General features: G+C 73.4%; 18 protein-coding genes. 9 read left to right on the top strand and 9 right to left on the bottom strand.

All coding sequences use genetic code 11. The annotated features are described in order from the left end of the window. Positions 1-14: 14 nt before the first annotated feature. The 4 genes from coaBC to Q8W71_RS18295 all read left to right on the top strand — a co-directional run bounded on the left by coaBC (position 15) and on the right by Q8W71_RS18295 (position 3,781). The gene (gene coaBC / locus Q8W71_RS18280; protein ID WP_305526818.1) at positions 15-1,277 is read left to right on the top strand and encodes a bifunctional phosphopantothenoylcysteine decarboxylase/phosphopantothenate--cysteine ligase CoaBC; all 1,263 of its coding nucleotides are present in this window, start codon (positions 15-17) and stop codon (positions 1,275-1,277) included. A 62-nt stretch (positions 1,278-1,339) separates the two neighbouring features. Then, positions 1,340-1,759 (top strand): FKBP-type peptidyl-prolyl cis-trans isomerase, encoded by a 420-nt coding sequence (locus Q8W71_RS18285; protein ID WP_305526819.1) that lies wholly within the window; start codon positions 1,340-1,342, stop codon positions 1,757-1,759. Positions 1,760-1,794: 35 nt separating this feature from the next. After that, positions 1,795-3,165: a Wadjet anti-phage system protein JetA family protein gene (locus Q8W71_RS18290; RefSeq protein ID WP_305526820.1), complete on the top strand. Its 1,371-nt coding sequence runs from the start codon at positions 1,795-1,797 to the stop codon at positions 3,163-3,165. Then, a complete protein-coding gene (locus Q8W71_RS18295) occupies positions 3,158-3,781 on the top strand; it encodes a DUF4194 domain-containing protein (protein ID WP_305526821.1) in 624 nt (207 codons plus the stop codon). The genes Q8W71_RS18290 and Q8W71_RS18295 overlap by 8 nt, the downstream gene beginning before the upstream one ends. Before the next feature lie 90 nt (positions 3,782-3,871). Here Q8W71_RS18295 and murI read toward each other — a convergent pair whose 3' ends face one another. Then, positions 3,872-4,747 (bottom strand): glutamate racemase, encoded by an 876-nt coding sequence (gene murI / locus Q8W71_RS18300; RefSeq protein ID WP_305526822.1) that lies wholly within the window; start codon positions 4,745-4,747, stop codon positions 3,872-3,874. 226 nt (positions 4,748-4,973) lie between these two features. On the opposite strand from murI, the gene egtB reads away from it, so the two are divergent. Both egtB and egtD read left to right on the top strand, forming a co-directional pair. Then, the gene (gene egtB / locus Q8W71_RS18305) at positions 4,974-6,239 is read left to right on the top strand and encodes an ergothioneine biosynthesis protein EgtB (protein WP_305526823.1); all 1,266 of its coding nucleotides are present in this window, start codon (positions 4,974-4,976) and stop codon (positions 6,237-6,239) included. 28 nt (positions 6,240-6,267) lie between these two features. After that, positions 6,268-7,227, top strand: coding sequence for an L-histidine N(alpha)-methyltransferase (gene egtD / locus Q8W71_RS18310; RefSeq protein WP_305526824.1), 960 nt, complete (start codon positions 6,268-6,270; stop codon positions 7,225-7,227). Positions 7,228-7,288: 61 nt separating this feature from the next. On the opposite strand, the gene Q8W71_RS18315 is transcribed toward egtD, so the two are convergent. The 5 genes from Q8W71_RS18315 to Q8W71_RS18335 form a co-directional block, all read right to left on the bottom strand. After that, the gene (locus Q8W71_RS18315) at positions 7,289-8,590 is read right to left on the bottom strand and encodes a flavin monoamine oxidase family protein (protein ID WP_305526825.1); all 1,302 of its coding nucleotides are present in this window, start codon (positions 8,588-8,590) and stop codon (positions 7,289-7,291) included. Positions 8,591-8,645: 55 nt separating this feature from the next. Further along, on the bottom strand, positions 8,646-8,909 hold the full coding sequence (locus Q8W71_RS18320; RefSeq protein ID WP_305526826.1) for a hypothetical protein: 264 nt from the start codon (positions 8,907-8,909) through the stop codon (positions 8,646-8,648). A 92-nt stretch (positions 8,910-9,001) separates the two neighbouring features. After that, positions 9,002-11,485: an ATP-dependent Clp protease ATP-binding subunit ClpA gene (gene clpA / locus Q8W71_RS18325; protein WP_305526827.1), complete on the bottom strand. Its 2,484-nt coding sequence runs from the start codon at positions 11,483-11,485 to the stop codon at positions 9,002-9,004. A 37-nt stretch (positions 11,486-11,522) separates the two neighbouring features. Next, positions 11,523-11,912, bottom strand: a complete 390-nt coding sequence (gene clpS, locus Q8W71_RS18330; protein ID WP_370875460.1) for an ATP-dependent Clp protease adapter ClpS — start codon at positions 11,910-11,912, stop codon at positions 11,523-11,525. Positions 11,913-12,093: 181 nt separating this feature from the next. Then, positions 12,094-12,405: a phasin family protein gene (locus Q8W71_RS18335; protein WP_305526829.1), complete on the bottom strand. Its 312-nt coding sequence runs from the start codon at positions 12,403-12,405 to the stop codon at positions 12,094-12,096. 261 nt (positions 12,406-12,666) lie between these two features. Between Q8W71_RS18335 and Q8W71_RS18340 the strand changes: the two genes are divergently transcribed. Then, positions 12,667-14,127 carry a D-alanyl-D-alanine carboxypeptidase gene (locus tag Q8W71_RS18340; RefSeq protein WP_305526830.1) on the top strand — a complete coding sequence of 487 codons (1,461 nt, stop codon included), beginning with the start codon at positions 12,667-12,669 and terminating at the stop codon, positions 14,125-14,127. A gap of 121 nt (positions 14,128-14,248) precedes the next feature. Here Q8W71_RS18340 and Q8W71_RS18345 read toward each other — a convergent pair whose 3' ends face one another. The 3 genes from Q8W71_RS18345 to Q8W71_RS18355 are packed head-to-tail and all read right to left on the bottom strand — an operon-like array spanning position 14,249 to position 16,327. Beyond that, positions 14,249-14,965 carry a J domain-containing protein gene (locus Q8W71_RS18345; protein ID WP_305526831.1) on the bottom strand — a complete coding sequence of 239 codons (717 nt, stop codon included), beginning with the start codon at positions 14,963-14,965 and terminating at the stop codon, positions 14,249-14,251. Position 14,966: 1 nt separating this feature from the next. Beyond that, the gene (locus Q8W71_RS18350) at positions 14,967-15,206 is read right to left on the bottom strand and encodes a hypothetical protein (protein WP_305526832.1); all 240 of its coding nucleotides are present in this window, start codon (positions 15,204-15,206) and stop codon (positions 14,967-14,969) included. After that, positions 15,203-16,327: a S1C family serine protease gene (locus Q8W71_RS18355; RefSeq protein WP_305526833.1), complete on the bottom strand. Its 1,125-nt coding sequence runs from the start codon at positions 16,325-16,327 to the stop codon at positions 15,203-15,205. The genes Q8W71_RS18350 and Q8W71_RS18355 overlap by 4 nt, the downstream gene beginning before the upstream one ends. Before the next feature lie 367 nt (positions 16,328-16,694). On the opposite strand from Q8W71_RS18355, the gene Q8W71_RS18360 reads away from it, so the two are divergent. Further along, on the top strand, positions 16,695-16,910 hold the full coding sequence (locus Q8W71_RS18360; protein WP_305526834.1) for a hypothetical protein: 216 nt from the start codon (positions 16,695-16,697) through the stop codon (positions 16,908-16,910). 307 nt (positions 16,911-17,217) lie between these two features. Beyond that, positions 17,218-18,299, top strand: a protein-coding gene (locus Q8W71_RS18365) for an IS630 family transposase (RefSeq protein WP_305526835.1) whose coding sequence is annotated in 2 segments (ribosomal slippage) — positions 17,218-17,704 and positions 17,704-18,299 — 1,083 coding nt in all. Because the reading frame shifts where the segments join, the coding sequence is not laid out codon by codon here. The last annotated feature ends 12 nt before the right edge of the window (positions 18,300-18,311 follow it).

An 18,311-nucleotide genomic window follows, 5' to 3' on the forward strand; every position in this document is an offset into this window, starting at 1 on the left:
GCCGAAGTCGCGCCATGACCACCGCCCTCGCCCGCCGCCGGATCCTCCTTGTCATCGGCGGGGGCATCGCGGCCTACAAGAGCCTCGACCTGATCCGGCGCCTGCGCGAGCGCGGCGCCAGCGTCTGCCCGCTGCTGACGCAAGGGGCGCAGGAATTCGTGACGCCGCTCGCCGCCGCCGCGCTCGCCGGGGAGCGCGCGCACACCGACCTGTTCGACCGGGCGGAGGAGGCCGACATCGGCCACATCAAGCTCGCCCGGCAGGCCGACGCGGTGGTGGTGGCGCCGGCCACCGCCAACCTGATGGCGCGGATGGCAGGCGGACACGCGCCCGACCTCGCCTCGACGGTGCTGCTCGCCACCACCCTGCCGATCCTGATCGCCCCGGCGATGAACGTGCGGATGTGGGCGCATCCGGCCACGCGCCGGAACCTCGCGACCCTGGAGGGCGACGGCGTCCGCGTCGTGGGCCCCAATGCCGGGGCGATGGCCGAGCCCGAATCCGGCCCAGGCCGCATGGCCGAGCCGACCGAGATCGCCGACGCCGTCGAGCGGATGCTGGCCGAGGCCGCCGCCGACGCACCGGGCTTCGGCTTCCTCGCCGGCCGGGACGCCGCGCCGCGCCCGCTGGCGGGGCGGCGGGTGCTCGTCACCTCGGGCCCGACCCACGAGCCGATCGACCCGGTCCGCTACATCGCCAACCGCTCCTCGGGCCGGCAGGGACATGCCATCGCCGCCGCCGCGGCGCGGGCCGGCGCCGCGGTCACCCTGGTCTCCGGACCGGTGTCGATCCCGGATCCGGAGGGGGTGACGGTCGTGCGGGTCGAGACCGCGCGGGAGATGCTGGCCGCGGTCGAGGCGGCCCTGCCCGTCGACCTCGCGATCTTCGCCGCCGCGGTCGCCGACTGGCGGCCGGAGGTCGAGGCCGGGACGAAGAAGATCAAGAAGGACGGCAGCGGCCCCGCCCCCCTGGCGCTCGCCGAGAACCCGGACATCCTCGCCACCGTCGCCCGGATGGCGGCCGGGCGGCCGCGCCTCGTGGTCGGCTTCGCCGCCGAGACCGATTCCGTGCTGGAGCACGCCCGGGCCAAGATCGCCCGCAAGGGCTGCGACCTGATCGTCGCCAACGACGTCTCCGCCGCGGGGGCGGTGATGGGCGGCACCGAGAACGCCGTCCACCTGATCGACCGCGACGGCGCGGTGGAATCCTGGCCGCGGGCCGGCAAGGACGCGGTCGCCGCCCGCCTCGTCGCGCATCTGGCCGGGCTGCTGGCCTGAGGCGGCCCGGACAGCTAGAAGGCCCGCGACGGCCGGCGCCCTGCCGGCCACGGGGAGAATCCATGCCTCGCCTGTCCCTGATCGCCGGAGCCGCGCTGATCGCCATGACCGCTTCCGCTCAAGCCGCCGAGACCGTCACCCTGCCCTCGGGCCTGAAGTACCAGGACGAGGTGGTCGGCACCGGCCCGCAGCCCAAGCCGGGGCAGCAGGTCACCGTGCAGTACACCGGCTGGCTCGACGAGGGCGGCAAGAAGGGCAAGAAGTTCGACTCGTCGCGCGACCGCAACCAGCCCTTCTCCTTCCCGCTCGGCGCCGGCCAGGTCATCCAGGGCTGGGACCTCGGCGTCGCGACCATGAAGCAGGGCGGCAAGCGCACTCTGATCATCCCGCCGGAGCTCGGCTACGGCGCCCGCGGCGCCGGCGGCGTCATCCCGCCGAACGCCACCCTGATCTTCGACGTCGAGCTGCTCGGCGCGAAGTAACGGTCCGGCTGCGCGACGGCGAAAGTCCCAAAAGAATGCTGTTCGCGCAGCTTCCGGACGACCTGTTCCGGCCGCTTGCCTCGCCGAGCCGGGCCTTCAACGCGGCGCTCCTCCTGCACCTGCACCGACGGGTGCTGGGCGCGGAGCCGGTGCGCAAGGCGGAGCTTCTGGCCGAGATCGGCGACTTCGCCTCCGGCTGGAGCGAGCCGGAGGTCGCGGGCGACGAGCCGGTGCCGCCGGATCCGGCCGAGCGCCGGGCCGCCCTCTACCGCCGGCTGGCGGAGTCCGGCTGGCTGATCGAGCGGCGCGAGCGCTACGTGCCGGTGGTCGAGTTCGACCCCGAGGCGCGGCTGCTGCTCGAAGAGCTGTCGCGGCTGGAGCGGGGCGAGACCCGCAGCTACGGCGGCGCGGTGCTGGAGGTGCTGGGCGGGCTGGAGAGCGCGCTCGGCGATCCCGGCAACCGCTCCGAGGCCCTGACCAACGCCGCCCGGGCCGCCTCCGCCTTCCTCGCCCACGTGCGCGGCCTCGCCGCCGGCATGCGCAAGGTCGAGGAGCGCATCCTGCGCGAGCCCGACCGGGCCAAGAGCGTCCGGCTGTTCTTCGAGGACTTCGTCGAGCGCCACCTGATCAGCGACTACCGGACGCTGCACACCCGCTTCAACCCGTTCCGCTTCCGCGCCAGCGTGATCCGCGAGGCGAGCGGCGCCCTGCGCGACGCCCTGACCGTGCGGGCGCTGGCGGAAGGGCTGATCCGCGAGGGCCGCGCCGCCGACCTCGACGCCGCCGAGCGGGCGGTGCGCGGCGACCTCGCCGGCATCCTGTCCGTGTTCGAGGGCCTCGACGGCCATCTCGACGCCGTCGACGCGGTGGTCGCCCGGCTGGAACGCCGCATCGGCGCGGCGGTGCTCTTCATGGACGCGCCCGATCCCGGCGCCGTCGAGCGCGTGGCCGCGCTGCTGCGCGCGGTCGGCGCCGCCGAGGACGCGCCGCTGGTCGCCGCCGCGCTGACGGTGCTGCGCCCGCCGCTCGGCGAGGCGCATCTGCAGACGCCCCGGGCGCGCCGGGCCGAGATCCCGATCGATCCGCTGCCCGACCTGGAGCCCGACCCGGCGATCGACCGCTTCGCCGAGGCCAAGGCCGCCTTCCGCCGCCGGACCACGGTGACGCCCGAGACCATGGCCGCCTTCGTCGAGGCGCGGCTCGGCCGGCGCGGGGCCCTGCGCGGCTCCGGCATCGCGATCGACGGCGTGGACGATTTCGTGGTGTTCCAGCGCCTGCGCGAGATCGACCTGCTGTTCGAGGGGCGGCTCGGCGCCCGCTACGGCGTCACCCATCTCACCGACCGCCTCGCCAACGGCTGGCTCGACTGCCCCGACTTCCTGCTGGAGCGCCGCGCCGGTGCTTGAGGGATTCCGCGCCATCGTCGACGGCGACGAGCCGGCCCCGCCCGGCGCCCGCGCGCCCGACGCGGACGAGTTGAGCCGGGCCCTCCAGGTACTGCTCAAAACGCAGGTGATCTACGCCGACACCCCCGGCATCGGCCGCTCCTACGAGCTGGCCCGGCACTACGCGCCGTTCTTCACCGACTACTTCGCCTGTCTCGGCTACGCGCTGGCCGTCTCGCACCGGGACCAGATGGTGAGCCTCAGCCCCGCCCCGGGCGCCCCGCGCCACGACATCGTCTCCGAGCGCCTGCGCAAGGACGAGACCCTGGTGCTGCTGGCGCTGCGCCTCCTGTACGAGGAGGGCCTGCGCGGGGGCCGTGTCGGCACCGACGGGGTGGTCGAGTGCACCACCGACGAGATCGTCGAGAAGATTCGCGGCGTCGCCCGAAACGATCCCCCCGAGGAGGGGCGCCTCGCCGACATCCTCCGCCTGTTCGGCCGCCGCGGCGGCCTCAAGCTCGGCGAGCGCGACCGGATCGAGCGCGTCACGCCGCTGTCCCTGCTGCCGGGCCTGACGGTGCTCGCCTCCGACGCGTGGCTGGAGCGCCTGCGGGCGTGGTCGGACGCGCGGGAATGACGCGGCTGCGAACCGGTTCTGCCCGGCACCATCGTCCTTGCGCGGCGCGGGCCGCTCACGCACCCAACGACGGACGGCCTCCGAGAAGGATCACTGCAACGGCAGCGGCATCGCCTCGACGGCGACCTCGCCGATGCCGCGGGCGGCGAGGCCGTCGCGGAGCGGTGCGGTGAGGCCGGTGCCGGCGGTGAAGGCGGCGCGCACGCTACCGTCGCGGGGGGCCTCCCGGGGTGCGGGCCCGAGGAGTTGCACCACCCGGCGGGCGATCGCTGGGGCGGGGTCGATCCAGGTCACCGGCCAGGGGGCGAGCGCCTCGAAGCGCGGCAGCAGCAGCGGGTAGTGGGTGCAGGCGAGGCAGACTACGTCGGTGCGCCGCCCGTCCTCGGCGGTGACGAAGCACGGGGCGATCTCGGCGGCGAGCGCCGTGTCGTCGACCGGCGCGCCGGCCATCTCGGCCTCGGCGAACCCGGCCAGACGCTGCGAGCCGACGAGCGTCACCGCGCAGGCGCCGGCATAGGTGGCGATCAGGTCGCGGGTGTAGGAGCGGGCGACCGTGCCCGGGGTGGCGAGCAGGGTCACGAGCCGCGAGCGGGTCGCCTCCGCCGCCGGCTTGATCGGCGGCACCACCCCGACGAACGGCGTGGTGAAGCGCTGACGCAGGGCCGGCAGCACCAGGGTCGAGGCGGTGTTGCAGGCGATGACCACGAGATCCGGCCGGTGGGTCGCGACGAGGCGGTCCATCACCGCGAGCACCCGGGCCACCAGGGTCGCCTCGGTGAGGCGGCCGTAGGGGAAGGCGGCGTCGTCGGCGGCGTAGACGTAGCGGGCGTCCGGCCGGGCGCGGCGCACCGCGTCGAGGACGGTGAGGCCGCCCATCCCGCTGTCGAACACGAGGATCGTCGGCTCCGGCGCGGCGCGGAGGGCGGCGGCGGACAGGGTGGCACCGGCCATCAGATCGATCCGCATCGAAACGCTCAGCTCTCCCCGTCGCGGGCGGCAGGAGTGTCGGGCGCGACGGTTAAGGCCCCCTCACTGCGGCGAGAGAAAGGCCCGGGATTTCGGCAACCGTCGGGCGCGGAGGGCGCGCGCGTCGCGCACAGCTTGTCGGCGCCCGCGAGGAACATATGTGCTGCGCCCGGCCTTACAGGCGGAAGACGGTTCCCCGGGGCCGTCCGGAGAGGGACAGATCCGCATGGCAGCGACGGCGGCACTCCGCACGGACGACGCGCGCGCCCCCGCGGCGCCGGCCTTCCCCCCGCCGCCGGTCACCGCCCGGCCGATCGACCGGGCGGCCTGGATCGCCGCCTACCGGCACGTGCGCGCAGAGACCGAGCGCCGGGCCGCGCCGCTGTCGGCGGAGGACCAGCAGGTCCAGTCGATGGAGGATGCGAGCCCGACCAAGTGGCACCGGGCGCACGTGACGTGGTTCTTCGAGCAGTTCCTGCTGCGGGAGCACCTGCCGGGCTACCGCATCCACGACGAGCGGCTGCACTACCTGTTCAACTCGTACTACGTGGCCGCGGGGCCGCGGCAGCCGCGCACGCAACGCGGCCTGATCACGCGGCCGACGCTCGACGAGGTGACCGCCTACCGGGCCCACGTCGACCGGGCGGTGGAGGCGCTGCTGGGACAGGCGGCCGACGGCACGCTGGAGGCGGTGCTGCCGATCCTGGAGATCGGGCTCTACCACGAGCAGCAGCACCAGGAGCTGTTGTGGACCGACATCCTCCATGCCTTCGCCCAGAGCCCGCTCGGGCCGGTCTACGACGCCGGCTGGCGCTTCCCCCGGGCCGTATCCGAGCCCGGGCAGGTCGAACTGCCCCGCGGCATCGCCCGGATCGGGCACGCAGGCGACGGCTTCTCCTACGACAACGAGTCTCCGCGCCACGAGACGCTGATCCAGCCCGGCCGGATCGACCGCGGGCTGGTGACGAACCGCGACTGGCTCGCCTTCATGGCCGACGGGGGCTACGCCAAGCCCGAGCTGTGGCTCTCCGACGGCTGGTACGCGAGCCAGCGGGACGGCTGGGAGGCGCCGGGCTACTGGCGCCGGGAGGGCGGGGACTGGGCGACGATGACGCTCGGCGGCCTCCGCCCAATCGATCCGGACGCGCCCGTCACCCATGTCAGCTACTACGAGGCCGACGCCTACGCCCGCTGGGCCGGCCGGGTACTGCCGACCGAGTTCGAGTGGGAGACCGTCGCCGCCGGCCTGCCCGACGCGTTCGGCCTCGTGTGGCAATGGACGCGCAGCCCCTACGTCGCCTACCCGGGCTACCGGCCGCTGCCGGGGGCGCTCGGCGAGTACAACGGCAAGTTCATGGCCAACCAGTTCGTGCTGCGCGGCTCGTCGGTCGCCACGCCGGAGGGCCACGCCCGGCTGCCCTACCGGAACTTCTTCTACCCGCACCAGCGCTGGCAGTTCACCGGGGTCCGGCTCGCCGACCCGCAGGCCTGACCCCCTCCCCCGCGCCCCGGAGTCTCCCTTGACCGTCAACCCGACCTTCGCCGAGGCGCTGCCGACCGACCCGGCCTTCCTGGCGGACGTGCGCGCCGGCCTCTCGGCGCCGCGCAAGCACCTCGCGCCGAAATACTTCTACGACGCCGCCGGCTCCGACCTGTTCGAGGCGATCACCCGGCTGCCGGAATACTACCCGACCCGGACCGAGATCGGCATCCTCGACGCGCGCGGGCCCGAGATCGCGGCGCTGCTGCCGCCGGGCGCCGCCCTGGTCGAGTTCGGCAGCGGCTCGACCGCCAAGCTCCGGCGGCTCCTGCGCCACCGGCCGGATCTGGCCGCCTACGTGCCCGTGGACGTGTCCGGCGAATTCCTGGCCGATCAGGCGGAGGTTCTGCGGGCCGATTTCCCCGACCTGCCGGTGCTGCCGGTGGTCGCCGACTTCACCCGGCCGTTCGCGCTGCCGGACGGGCTCGGCGCCGCGCCCCGGGCCGGGTTCTTCCCGGGCTCGACGCTCGGCAACTTCGAGCCGGAGGAGGCCGAGGCGCTGCTGCGCCAGTTCGGCGCGATCCTGGGGACGGGGGCCATGCTGATCGTCGGCATCGACCTCGTGAAGGATGCGGGGGTGCTGGAGGCGGCCTACGACGACGCCGCGGGGGTGACGGGCCGGTTCAACCTCAACCTCCTGACCCGGATCAACCGCGAACTGGGCGGTGATTTCGATCTCGGCGCCTTCGCGCACCGGGCGGTGTTCAACGCCCAGGCCTCGCGGATCGAGATGCACCTCGTCGCCAGCGTGGCCCAGACCGTGCGGGTCGGAGGCGACCGCTTCGCCTTTGCGGCCGGCGAGACGATCCACACCGAGAGCAGCTACAAGTACACGCTCGCGAGCTTCGGGGCGCTGGCTCGGCGCGCCGGCTGGGAGCCCGCCACCGCCTGGACCGACCCGGCGGGCCTGTTCTCCGTCCACGCCCTGCGCAGGCGCTGAGAGCGCTCTTTCGCCGAAGCGGATGCCGGTCCGGCGATAAGAGCGCGCGTGACACCGGACGTCAGGCCGGCAGTGCCGCCAGCACCGCGCGGGCGGCGCGCTCGCCGTCGAGGGTCGCCCCGCCCACCGTCATCGCGCCGCCGTCGCCGAGCGCCTCGCCCGCGAGGAAGATCCGGTCGCCGATCGGCCGGCGCAGGGCCTCCCGGGCGTCGGCGTGGCCCGGCCGCGCCACCGAGTAGGAGCCGCGGGCGTGCGGGTCGGTCCACCAGCCCGCGAGCCGGCCGGCGGTCACGGCGCCGCGCGCGTTCCCGCCGAGGATCGCGGCGAGCCGCTCGGTGGCCAGCGCCACCGCCGCGTCCTCCCCCGCCCGGCACAGGTCGCGGGCGAGGTCGCCGCCGAGATTGGCCACCGCCAGCGGCCGGCCGAACGGCGCCATCTCGAAGTACAGGGTCGCCCCGTCGCGGGCCACGGACACCGCGTCGCCGAGCGCGACCGGATCGATCCGGGCGGGATCGAGGCGCAGGGCGATCTTGGTGTAGGCGCCCATCCCGAGGCCGGCGAGCGCCGCCTCCGCCGCGTCGGGCAGCCCCGGGGTGAACCGGATCGCGCCGGCCCGCAGCACGCCCACCGGCACCGTGACGATCGCCGCCGCCGCCGCGATCGGCCCGCGCGCGGTCTCGACACGGACGCCGTCGCCGGACCAGTCGAGACCGGTGACCGGGCAGCCGAGGTCGACGGGCAGGGCGGCGAAGTGGCGGGCGACGAGGTCGCCGTAGCCGTCGACCCAGAGATCGCCCCCGGACCACAGCCGTCCGTAATCGGCGGCCGAGACCCGCTCGGGATCCTCGCCGAGCGACAGCCGGCTGAGCCCGGCCGCGGCGGTCTCGGCGTCGGGTCCGCCGGCCCGGGCGGCCTGGGCCAGGGAGGTGTCGGCCCCCTGGGGCACGAGCAGCGCGTCGAGCCCGGCGAAGCCGGCCCGCCGCCGCGCCCGCTCGGCCTCCGTCGCCGGGCGGCCGTCGATCACCAGGGTGCGCGCCCAGCCTTCCTGCCCGGCGAAGCGGGCGCCGGACGCCCGGGCGATCGGCGCCCAGGGATTGCGCTCGGACCAGTGGATGTACTCGGCGCCCGCGTCGAACGGCAGGTCCGCCCCGAGGCTGCGATCGGTGTAGGCCCGGCCGCCGATCCGGTCGCGAGCCTCGACGATCCGGAACGCGCGGCCGGCACGGCGCAGGACGTCGGCCGCGGCGAGACCCGCCGCGCCGGCCCCGACCACCACGACGGGACCGGTGCGGGCCGCGGCGCGCAGGGCCGGCGCCGCCAGCAGCGCCGACCCGATCAGCAGCGCGCGACGATTCGGCCCCATGCTCCCTTCCCGGCGAGCCCCTGCGAAGACCCCGCGCCGGCCCAGCCCGCGCGCGTCAGGTGCGCTTCTGCATCATCGCCTTGACCTGCATGAGCTGGTCCCAGACCTGACCCGGCGACGTGCCCAGGACCTCGAAGCCGGCGCTGATGCCCCAGTAGATCCCGAAGCAGATCAGCGGCACGAGCACCCAGGCCAGCACCTCCTCGCCCCGCCGACGGCGCTGGCGGCGGCGGCGGCGCTGCTCGCGCCGGGTCAGGGGCTTCGGAGCCGCCGGATGCGCGACGGGGGTCAGGGACTCCTCGTGCAGGTCGTGGTTCATCGGGCGCCTCCTCGCCGCGGCGCGTTCGCGTCGCGGCGGTCATAGACCGGGCGGGCTCCGTTCGGGAAGCCCGGGGACCGGACGGCGGGCGATCAGGCCCGCACCAGCGGCACCTTGGGCACAGTGCGGACGCCGCCGCCCGAGCCGCCACCGCCCTTGCCGTCCTTCGGCGTCTTCTTGCGGGCGGCCGTCCGCGGCTTGGCGCGCTTGTGGCGCTTGGCGGCGGCGGTGACGTCCTTCTCCGGCTTCGGGGTGACGGGACCCGCCGGGAACTCGAAGCCCAGGCTGTCCTTCGCCCCGGCCTTGGCCTCGGCATCCTCGGGCTTGCGCACCACCACGCGCACCGCGCCGCCGTCCTTCAGCTTGCCGAACAGCACCTCGTCGGCGAGCGGCGTCTTGATGGTCGACTGGATCAGGCGGGCCATCGGGCGGGCGCCCATCGCGTCGTCGTAGCCGTGCTCGACCAGCCAGTCGCGGGCCTCGTCGGACAGCTCGATCGTGACGTTGCGGTCGGCGAGCTGCGCCTCGAGCTGGAGGACGAACTTGTCGACCACCTTGGCCACGACCTCCTTCGGCAGGTGGCCGAAGGAGATGATCGCGTCGAGGCGGTTGCGGAATTCCGGCGCGAACAGCCGGTTGATCGCCTCCACGTCGTCGCCCGAGCGCTTGGTCTGCGTGAAGCCGTAGGCCGACTTCGCCAGATCCGAGGCGCCCGCGTTCGAGGTCATGATGATGATGACGTTGCGGAAATCGACCTGCTTGCCGTTGTGGTCGGTCAGCTTGCCGTGGTCCATCACCTGCAGGAGGATGTTGAACAGGTCCGGGTGCGCCTTCTCGATCTCGTCGAGGAGGAGCACGCAGTGCGGGTGCTGGTCGATCCCGTCGGTCAGCAGGCCGCCCTGGTCGAAGCCGACGTAGCCGGGCGGGGCGCCGATCAGCCGCGAGACCGTGTGGCGCTCCATGTACTCGGACATGTCGAAGCGCAGCATCTCGACGCCGAGCGAGGCGGCGAGCTGCTTGGCGGCCTCGGTCTTGCCGACGCCGGTCGGGCCGGCGAACAGGTAGGAGCCGATCGGCTTGTCGGGGTCGCGCAGGCCGGCGCGGGCCAGCTTGATCGCCGAGGTCAGCGCCTCGATCGCGCCGGTCTGGCCGTAGACCACCCGCTTCAGGTTCTCGGTCAGGTTCTGGAGCACGACCGCGTCGTCCTTCGACACGGTCTTCGGGGGGATGCGGGCCATCGTGGCGATGGTCGCCTCGATCTCCTTCACGCCGATGGTGCGTTTCCGCCGTGCCTCCGGCACCAGCATCTGCGAGGCACCGGTCTCGTCGATCACGTCGATCGCCTTGTCCGGCAGCTTGCGGTCGTTGATGTAGCGCGCCGACAGCTCGACGGCCGCCTTCACGGCGTCGGTCGTGTACTTGAGCTTGTGGAACTCCTCGAAGTACGGGCGCAGGCCCTTCACGATCTCGATCGTGTCGGGGATCGAGGGCTCGTTGACGTCGATCTTCTGGAACCGCCGCACCAGGGCGCGGTCCTTCTCGAAGTACTGGCGGTACTCCTTGTAGGTCGTCGAGCCGATGCAGCGCAGGGTGCCGGAGGCGAGCGCCGGCTTCAGCAGGTTCGAGGCGTCCATCGCGCCGCCGGAGGTGGCGCCCGCACCGATCACGGTGTGGATCTCGTCGATGAACATGATCGCGTTCGGGTGCGCCTCGATCTCCTTCATCACCTGCTTGAGGCGCTCCTCGAAGTCGCCGCGGTAGCGGGTGCCGGCGAGCAGCGTGCCCATGTCGAGGGAGAACACGGTGGCGTCGGCCAGGACCTCCGGCACCTCGTGCTGGATGATCTTGCGCGCGAGCCCCTCGGCGATCGCGGTCTTGCCGACGCCGGGGTCGCCCACCAGCAGCGGGTTGTTCTTCTGGCGGCGGCAGAGCACCTGGATCGTGCGCTCGACCTCGGCGCCGCGGCCGATCAGCGGGTCGATCTTGCCGTCGCGGGCCTTCTTGTTGAGGTTGACGCAGTAGGCGTCGAGCGCGTCGCCCTTCTTCTTGGCGCCGCGGGCCTCGCCCTCGTCGCTCGGCCGCTCGGCCGCGCTCTCCTCCTCGGCGCCGCGCACCGGGCGCGTCTCGGAGGCGCCGGGGCGCTTGGCGATGCCGTGGCTGATGTAGTTGACCGCGTCGTAGCGGGTCATGTCCTGCTCCTGCAGGAAGTAGGCGGCGTGGCTCTCGCGCTCGGCGAAGATCGCCACCAGCACGTTCGCCCCCGTCACCTCCTCGCGACCGGAGGACTGGACGTGGATCACCGCCCGCTGGATCACCCGCTGGAAGCCCGCCGTCGGCTTGGCGTCCTGCCGCCCGTCGCCGGTGAGGTTCGACAGCTCGGTGTCGACGTACTCGATCAGGCTGCGCTTGAGGGTGTCGATGTCAACGTTGCAGGCCCGCATCACCGCCGCGGCGTCCTGGTCGTCGACGAGGGCCAGGAGGAGATGCTCCAGCGTCGCGTACTCGTGACGGCGCTCGCCGGCGAGCGCCAGGGCGCGGTGGAGGGCTTGTTCTAGGCTGCGTGAGAAGCTGGGCAAAGCTGGCCTCTGTCTGGGTGCCTACCGCGTGCGGCGCCTATTTCTTTTCCATAACGCACTGGAGAGGATGTTGGTGCTTGCGGGCGAAGTCCATGACCTGCGTCACCTTGGTCTCCGCCACCTCGTAGGTGAACACGCCGCACTCGCCCACGCCGTTCTGATGCACGTGCATCATGATGTGGTAGGCGTCCTCGTGGCTCTTGTTGAAGAACCGCTCGACCACGAGCACGACGAACTCCATCGGCGTGTAGTCGTCGTTCAGGAGCAGCACGCGGTAGAGGTTCGGCCGCTTGGTCCGCGGCTTGGTGCGGGTGATGATCGCGGTGTTGGCGCGATCGTCGCCCCCCGGGCCGCGCTGGCCCGCGGCCGTGACCGGCGCCCTCGGCCCGGCCGCGCCGACGCCCTGCCTGCCTGCGGTGCCCTGCATCGGGACCTGTGTCATGTCCGTCGCGTCGATCCCTGTCGCGGAGCGGGTGATCCGGGCCCGGTCCGCGGACCCGTCGGACCGGGCCCTCGGATCCGTCGGCGGTAATCTACAGACCGTGAGCCGACTTCGCCAGACGCCTGCGCGCACTTGTCCGCGCGCGGGCCGGCGGCGGTCACGGGACTCAGGCCGAGCGCGGCCGGGCCGCCTCCGCCAGCTCGGTCCAGAGGGTCGCGTAGAGGCCGCCGAACACCGCCGAGCGCGCGGTGAAGCGCTCCGCGACGGTGCGCAGGTAGGCGGTCTGGACCGCGAGCGCGTCGGCCGGCGTGGCGGCGCTGGAGAGGCGCTCGACCGCGCAGGAGGCGTCGTCGTAGCTCTGCTTCAGGTAGTCGAACCACTCGATCCCGATGGCCTGGGCTGTGCGGACCGAGGCACCGAAGCCGCGCAGGGCCGCGCGCCCCGGCCCGACGGGAACGGCGAAGGGGGGCTGCAACATGGCCGGTCTCCAGATCGGGGGCCGCGCCGGCGCGGGAGGCCGGCTCCGGCCCGGAACCGCGTGGCCGAGTTGTGTGCGCCGCAGCAGCCAGCGTCAAGCCGCGGGCGGAGCGCGCGGATCGGGCCCGCGGGCGGACCGCATTAACGGGCCTGTAACTGCGCCCCCCTAATCCTCTGGCGATGCGGCGGCGCCACGCCCGATGGCTGGCCCGCGAGGGATCCGCCCGGCCCGGCGCCGGTCTGACGGGGACGATCGATCGTGATGCGTAGCGTTGTCGGCCGCCCTCCGGCGGTTCCCGCGATCCCCGCCGCACTGCTCGCGGCCGCGGTGCTCACCGCCCTGGCCTCCCCGGCCGAGGCGCGGCGCGGGCGGCACCACCGCCCGGCCGGCGGCGGCTACAACCCGCCCTACGCGGCGATGGTGGTCGACGTGAAGAGCGGCCAGACGCTGCACGCCGTCAACGAGAACGCCCTGCGCCACCCGGCCTCGATCACGAAGGTGATGACGCTCTACATGCTGTTCGAGCAGATGGAGCGCGGCCGGTTCGCCCTGGATTCCGACCTGACCATCTCCGCCCACGCCGCCGCCCAGGCGCCGTCGAAGCTCGGCCTGCGCCCCGGCCAGACCATCTCGGTCGAGGACGCGATCAAGGCGATCGTCACCAAGTCGGCCAACGACGTGGCCTGCGCCATCGGCGAGAACATCGCCGGATCGGAGGACCGGTTCGCGCAGATGATGACGGTCAAGGCCCACGCGCTCGGCATGAGCCGGACGCGCTACGCCAACGCGTCGGGCCTGCCGGACGCGGAGCAGATCACCACCGCCCGCGACCTGACGATCCTCGCCCGCGCCATCCAGGACCGCTTCCCGCGCTACTACCGCTACTTCCAGACCCGCGCCTTCGCCTTCCGCGGCCGCACCATCGGCAACCACAATCGCCTGCTCGGCAACGTCGAGGGCGTCGACGGGATCAAGACCGGCTACACCCGCGATTCCGGCTTCAACCTGATGACCGCGGCGAAGTCGGAGGGGCGCCAGATCGTGGCGATCGTGCTCGGCGGCAAGTCGGGGGCGAGCCGCGACCGGATCATGGCCGACCTCGTGCGCGCCAACCTGCCGCGCGCCTATGCCGGCGCCCGCCAGACGGCGCCGACCGTCGAGGTCGCCGAGCGCGCCCGCCCGGCGGTGGTCGCCGACGCGGTCTCGCGCACCCGCACCCAGGTCGCCTCGGCCGAAGAGGACGATGTCGAGACGACGAGCGCCATGAGTGAACCGCTCGACATCTCGCCCGCGCGCACCACGACCCCCGGCGGCACGTGGCGGCCCGGCCCGCAGGCCCTGCCGAAGGCGGCCCAGGCCTACGCGGGCTCCGCCGCCCCGGCGTCGTTCCCGGGTGCCGGCAAGGTGCAGGCCCGCGTCGCCTCCAACGAGCGGGACGAGGCGCCGAAGCCCGTGGGCGGCGGCCGGGTGACGCCCACCGCCTGGGTGATCCAGCTCGGCGCCATGGACGACGAGGACAAGGCGCGCTCGATGCTGAGCGAGGCGCGCGCCAAGGTCGGCGGCAGCCTGTCGAAGGCCGCCCCCTACACCGTCAAGGTCGAGCACGGCGGCGCCACCCTCTACCGCGCCCGCTTCTCCGGATTCTCCGAGCAGGACGCGGCCCAGAGCGCCTGCTCGACGCTGAAGCGCAACGGCTTCAGTTGCTTCGCCACCCGCAGCTAGTTTTCTCATGATCCGGCGTCGCGTTCGAGGACGCCCGGACGGACAGAACCGAGATGCGCCGCGACCGGAGCCGGCCGCGGCGGACGTTCACCTCGAAAAAATCTGACAACGCGCGTGGAGTTCAGCGATGTCGGTTCAGAAGCCTGTCACGGGCCGCGTTGACGCGGGCCGCCCGCTCGGCGCTGCCCCCCTGGTCGGGGTGGGCGCTCTTCATCAGCGCCCGGTGGGCCGCCCGGATCTGCTCGGCGGACGCCCCGCGCTGAAGCCCCAGGATCTCGTGCGCCTCCTGCTCCGTCATCGTCCCTGGCTTCGCCGGACGGCCCGGCCGCGGGTCTCGGTCGCCCTCAGCGTCTACACGCCATCCGGGCGACCGGCGGTCGAGATACGCCTCTAGGAGGGCGGCGCCCTCCGGATCGTTGACGCGGCACAGGCGCAGCAGCTCCGCGGTCGCCGCCGGGGCGAGGTCGTCGAGCCGGGCTCCCGCGGCGGGTCCGCCGATCACCCGGCCCTCACCGAAGCTGCCGTCGGGCCGCAGCTCCACCGCGATCAGCGCCGTGCGGTAGCTGCGGCCCGGGGCGGGCCGCGCGGCGAAGGAGAAAGTGCGCCGCGCCCGGCGCGCGACGCCCTCCGCCCCCTCCAGCATCCAGACGCCGCCGAGGCCGAGCAGGGCGGCGAGCACGACGTTGCCGCGCAGCAGCAGGAAGGCCGCCGCGGCGAGCGCCGCCCAGCCGGCGAGGCGGTGCGTCGGCCACGTCCCGATCAGCGGCCGCAGCCGGCCGCGGTTGCGCGACAGCCACCACAGGGCGAGGCAGGCGAGCAGTCCGAGGGCGAGGCTCATGTTACCGCCCGGCACCGAACTCGGCGGCGGCGCGGCCGGTCACGCGCACCGACACGCCGCCGAGGTCGCGGAAGCCGTCGTCGCGCCGCTTGGCCGCCGGGGCCGCCGCGCAGCCGGGCGGCGGGGGCAGGCGGACGCCCTCGGGCAGGTTCTCCGGGCACAGGCGCGCGCGGGCCGGCGCCTCCGCCGCCCCGGCGGCGGTCGCCACCACGAAGGCGCCGAGTATCAAAAAAAATCTCACCGGCGGTTCTCCGCGACGTCGGCGGTGGTGACGCGGACCTGGCGCAGGCGCCCGTCGCGCAGGATCCCGAGCTCCACGGCGGCGTCGAGCCCGGCCTCCGCGATGGCGGTGGTGAGGTCGGCGAGCCGGTGGAGCCGCTGGCCGCCCGCGGAGACGATCACGTCGCCGACCGTGCCCGTCGCCGCATCGACCCCGCGCAGGCCGGCCCGGGCGGCGGGGGAGCCGGGCAGCACCCGCAGCACCACGACGCCGTCGATCCCGAGCCGGGCGGCGGTGGCCTCCTGCCCGGCGATGATGCCGATGCCGGGGTTGCGCACCCGGCCCGCCCGGATCAGCTCCGGCACGACCCGGTTGACCACGTCGACGGGGATGGCGAAGCCGATCCCCGCGCCCGAGGGCGAGACGATGGCGGTGTTGACGCCGATCAGCCGCCCGGCGGAGTCGAGCAGGGGCCCGCCGGAATTGCCCGGGTTGATCGCGGCGTCGGTCTGGATCACCCCCGGCAGCTCGCGGCCGGCGCTGGTCGGCAGGCGGCGGCGCACGGCGGAGATGACGCCGGTGGTCAGCGTGTGGTCGAGGCCGAACGGGTTGCCGATGGCGAAGGTCGCCTGGCCGACCTTGAGGTCCGCGGAACTGCCGATCGCCAGCGGCGGCGGCACCCGGGCGGCCCGGCCGAGCTGGAGCACCGCGAGGTCGTAGGCGGGGGCCATGCCGACGACCGTGGCCGGCACCACCGCGCCGGAACTCAGCCGGACGGAGACCGAGCCGCCGGCCTGGGCGGCGGCCTGAACCACGTGGGTGTTGGTCACGACGTGGCCGGCCGCGTCCCAGACGAAGCCGGTGCCGGTCTGGGTGCCGCCGCCCTCCTCGCCCTCGCCCTCCTGGTCGAACAGGTCGCGGCCCTGCGCCGCGCCCTGGGCGAAGACGTGGACCACCGACGGGCTCGCCCGCTCGAACATGGCGACCGTGGTCTGCTCGGCGGGGGCGAGGTCGCCGCGGGCGGTGACCGCGCGCGGCGTGTCGACCGCGTAGAGCAGCGGCACGAGGTAGGGCTGCGCCACGGCCAGCGTCAGCAGGACGACGACCGCCACGAGCACGAGGCGCACGGTGCGGTCCGGCACGGGGGTCTCCGGCAAGGGGATGGGACGGGCGGCGCGGCCCGGGGCCGATCCCTTAAGTGCGTGTTCAGGCTGGAAGCGTCAACACAGGGCGGTCGGAGGCCGCCGATGTGCCGCGGCGCACCGCGGCGGGGCGACCACTCCGCATAACGGAATGGTCATCTTTCGATGGCGACAATGATCGACCCGGCTGAACAATCATCTCGCGCACAAGGTGCAATCGCGGGCCGTACCGCGGCCCGAATTGATCGCAAATCTGCCGCAGAGATGCTTGCATTCGCCGCTACCCATGCGGCGCCCCCGCGGCCCATCCGGCCGCGACCGGGCGTCTGAACGGTCCCAAACGGTTCGGAGACAGAGAGTACCTGCGATGGAAACCCAAGCCCTCGAACGGCCGGCCGATCTCACGATCTGGCGCACGGCCCCGGCGAGCGCCCCGCTCGCGCAGCCCGAGCGGTACCACACCCTGCGCGAGGCGATCGCCGCCGCGGCCTCGGCCCTGACCGACCCGGCCAAGCAGCCCTGGATCATCACCGAGGAGGGCGAGATCCTCTCCCCGAACTGGATCCGCACCTACCTGAACTGATCAACGGGGATTCCGGGGACGGCGCGTCTCGCGCCTCCCCGGTCCCCCCTCATATCGCTTCCGTTTGCACCGTTCGGTGATCCGGAACCACGCCGTCATCGCGAGCGCAGCGACGCGACCCAGGGCAGCGCGACCTCACCGGACGTGGCGCCGCTGGGTTGCGTCGCTCCGCTCGCAAAGACGGCAGAGAGGCGATCCCGAACCCTTCAGCCGGGAACAGGATCATACCAACGGCCTGTGAGGGTGACTCGGCGGGTTGCGGGTTGAGCTGGCTTCTGATTCGTTTGGCGGATCAGGAGGACACGCCATGTCCGGGATCGCGATCACCCGCACGGATCTGAGCGCCGAGGGGTTGCGCGCCGCCGCCTCCAAGGCGCCCAGCATCCCGGCGGCCCGTCGCATGCTGGCGCTCGCCCTGGTGCTGGAGGGCGCTGATCGCACCACCGCCGCCCGCGCCTGCGGCATGGACCGCCAGACCCTGCGCGACTGGGTGCACCGCTACAACGCCGAGGGGCTGGCGGGTCTGCGCGACCGCCAGGCACCGGGCCGCTCCGCCAAGCTGACGCCCGAGCAGAAGCAGCAACTGGCGGCCCTGGTCGAGGCGGGGCCGGACGTCGACAAGGATGGCGTCGTGCGCTGGCGCCGGGTCGACCTGCAGGCGCGGATCAAGGAGTTGTTCGGGGTCGAGATGCACGAGCGCACGGTCGGCAAGCACCTGGCGGCACTGGGCTTCGTGCGGCTGTCGGTGCGCCCGCAGCATCCCAAGGCCACCGACGAGACCCAGCAGGCTTTTAAAAAAACTTCGCCGCGCGCGTGGCGGAGATCCTGCCCGAGCCCGCCCGCGACAAGCCGCTCGAGATCTGGTTCCAGGACGAGGCGCGCGTCGGCCAGCAGGGCACGCTGACGCGGGTCTGGGCGCGCAAGGGCACGCGCCCGCGGGCGCCGCGCGACCAACGCTACAAGTGGACGTATGTGTTCGGGGCGGCCTGCCCAGCGCGCGGCACCAGCGCGGCCCTGGTGCTGCCGACGGTCAACACCACGATGATGTCGCTGCATCTGGCTGAGATCAGCAAGCAGGTCGCGCCCGGCGCGCACGCGATCCTGGTTCTGGACGGTGCCGGCTATCACGGCACCGCCAAGACGCGCCGACCGCGTGGCCTGGTGGTCCCGGACACCATCACGTTGCTCCACCTGCCGGCCTCATCGCCCGAGCTGAACCCGATGGAGCTGGTCTGGCAGTACCTGCGCCAGAACAAGCTCGCCAACCGGGTCTTCCGCGACTACCGACAGATCGTCGACGCCTGCTGCGACGCTTGGAACTTCTTCGCCAACGACCCAGACCTCGTTACATCCATGACCTCGCGTGACTGGGCACAGGTCAACATCTAGGGCCATTGGTAT

Source organism: Methylobacterium amylolyticum, from assembly GCF_030700245.1.
Taxonomy (GTDB): domain Bacteria; phylum Pseudomonadota; class Alphaproteobacteria; order Rhizobiales; family Beijerinckiaceae; genus Methylobacterium.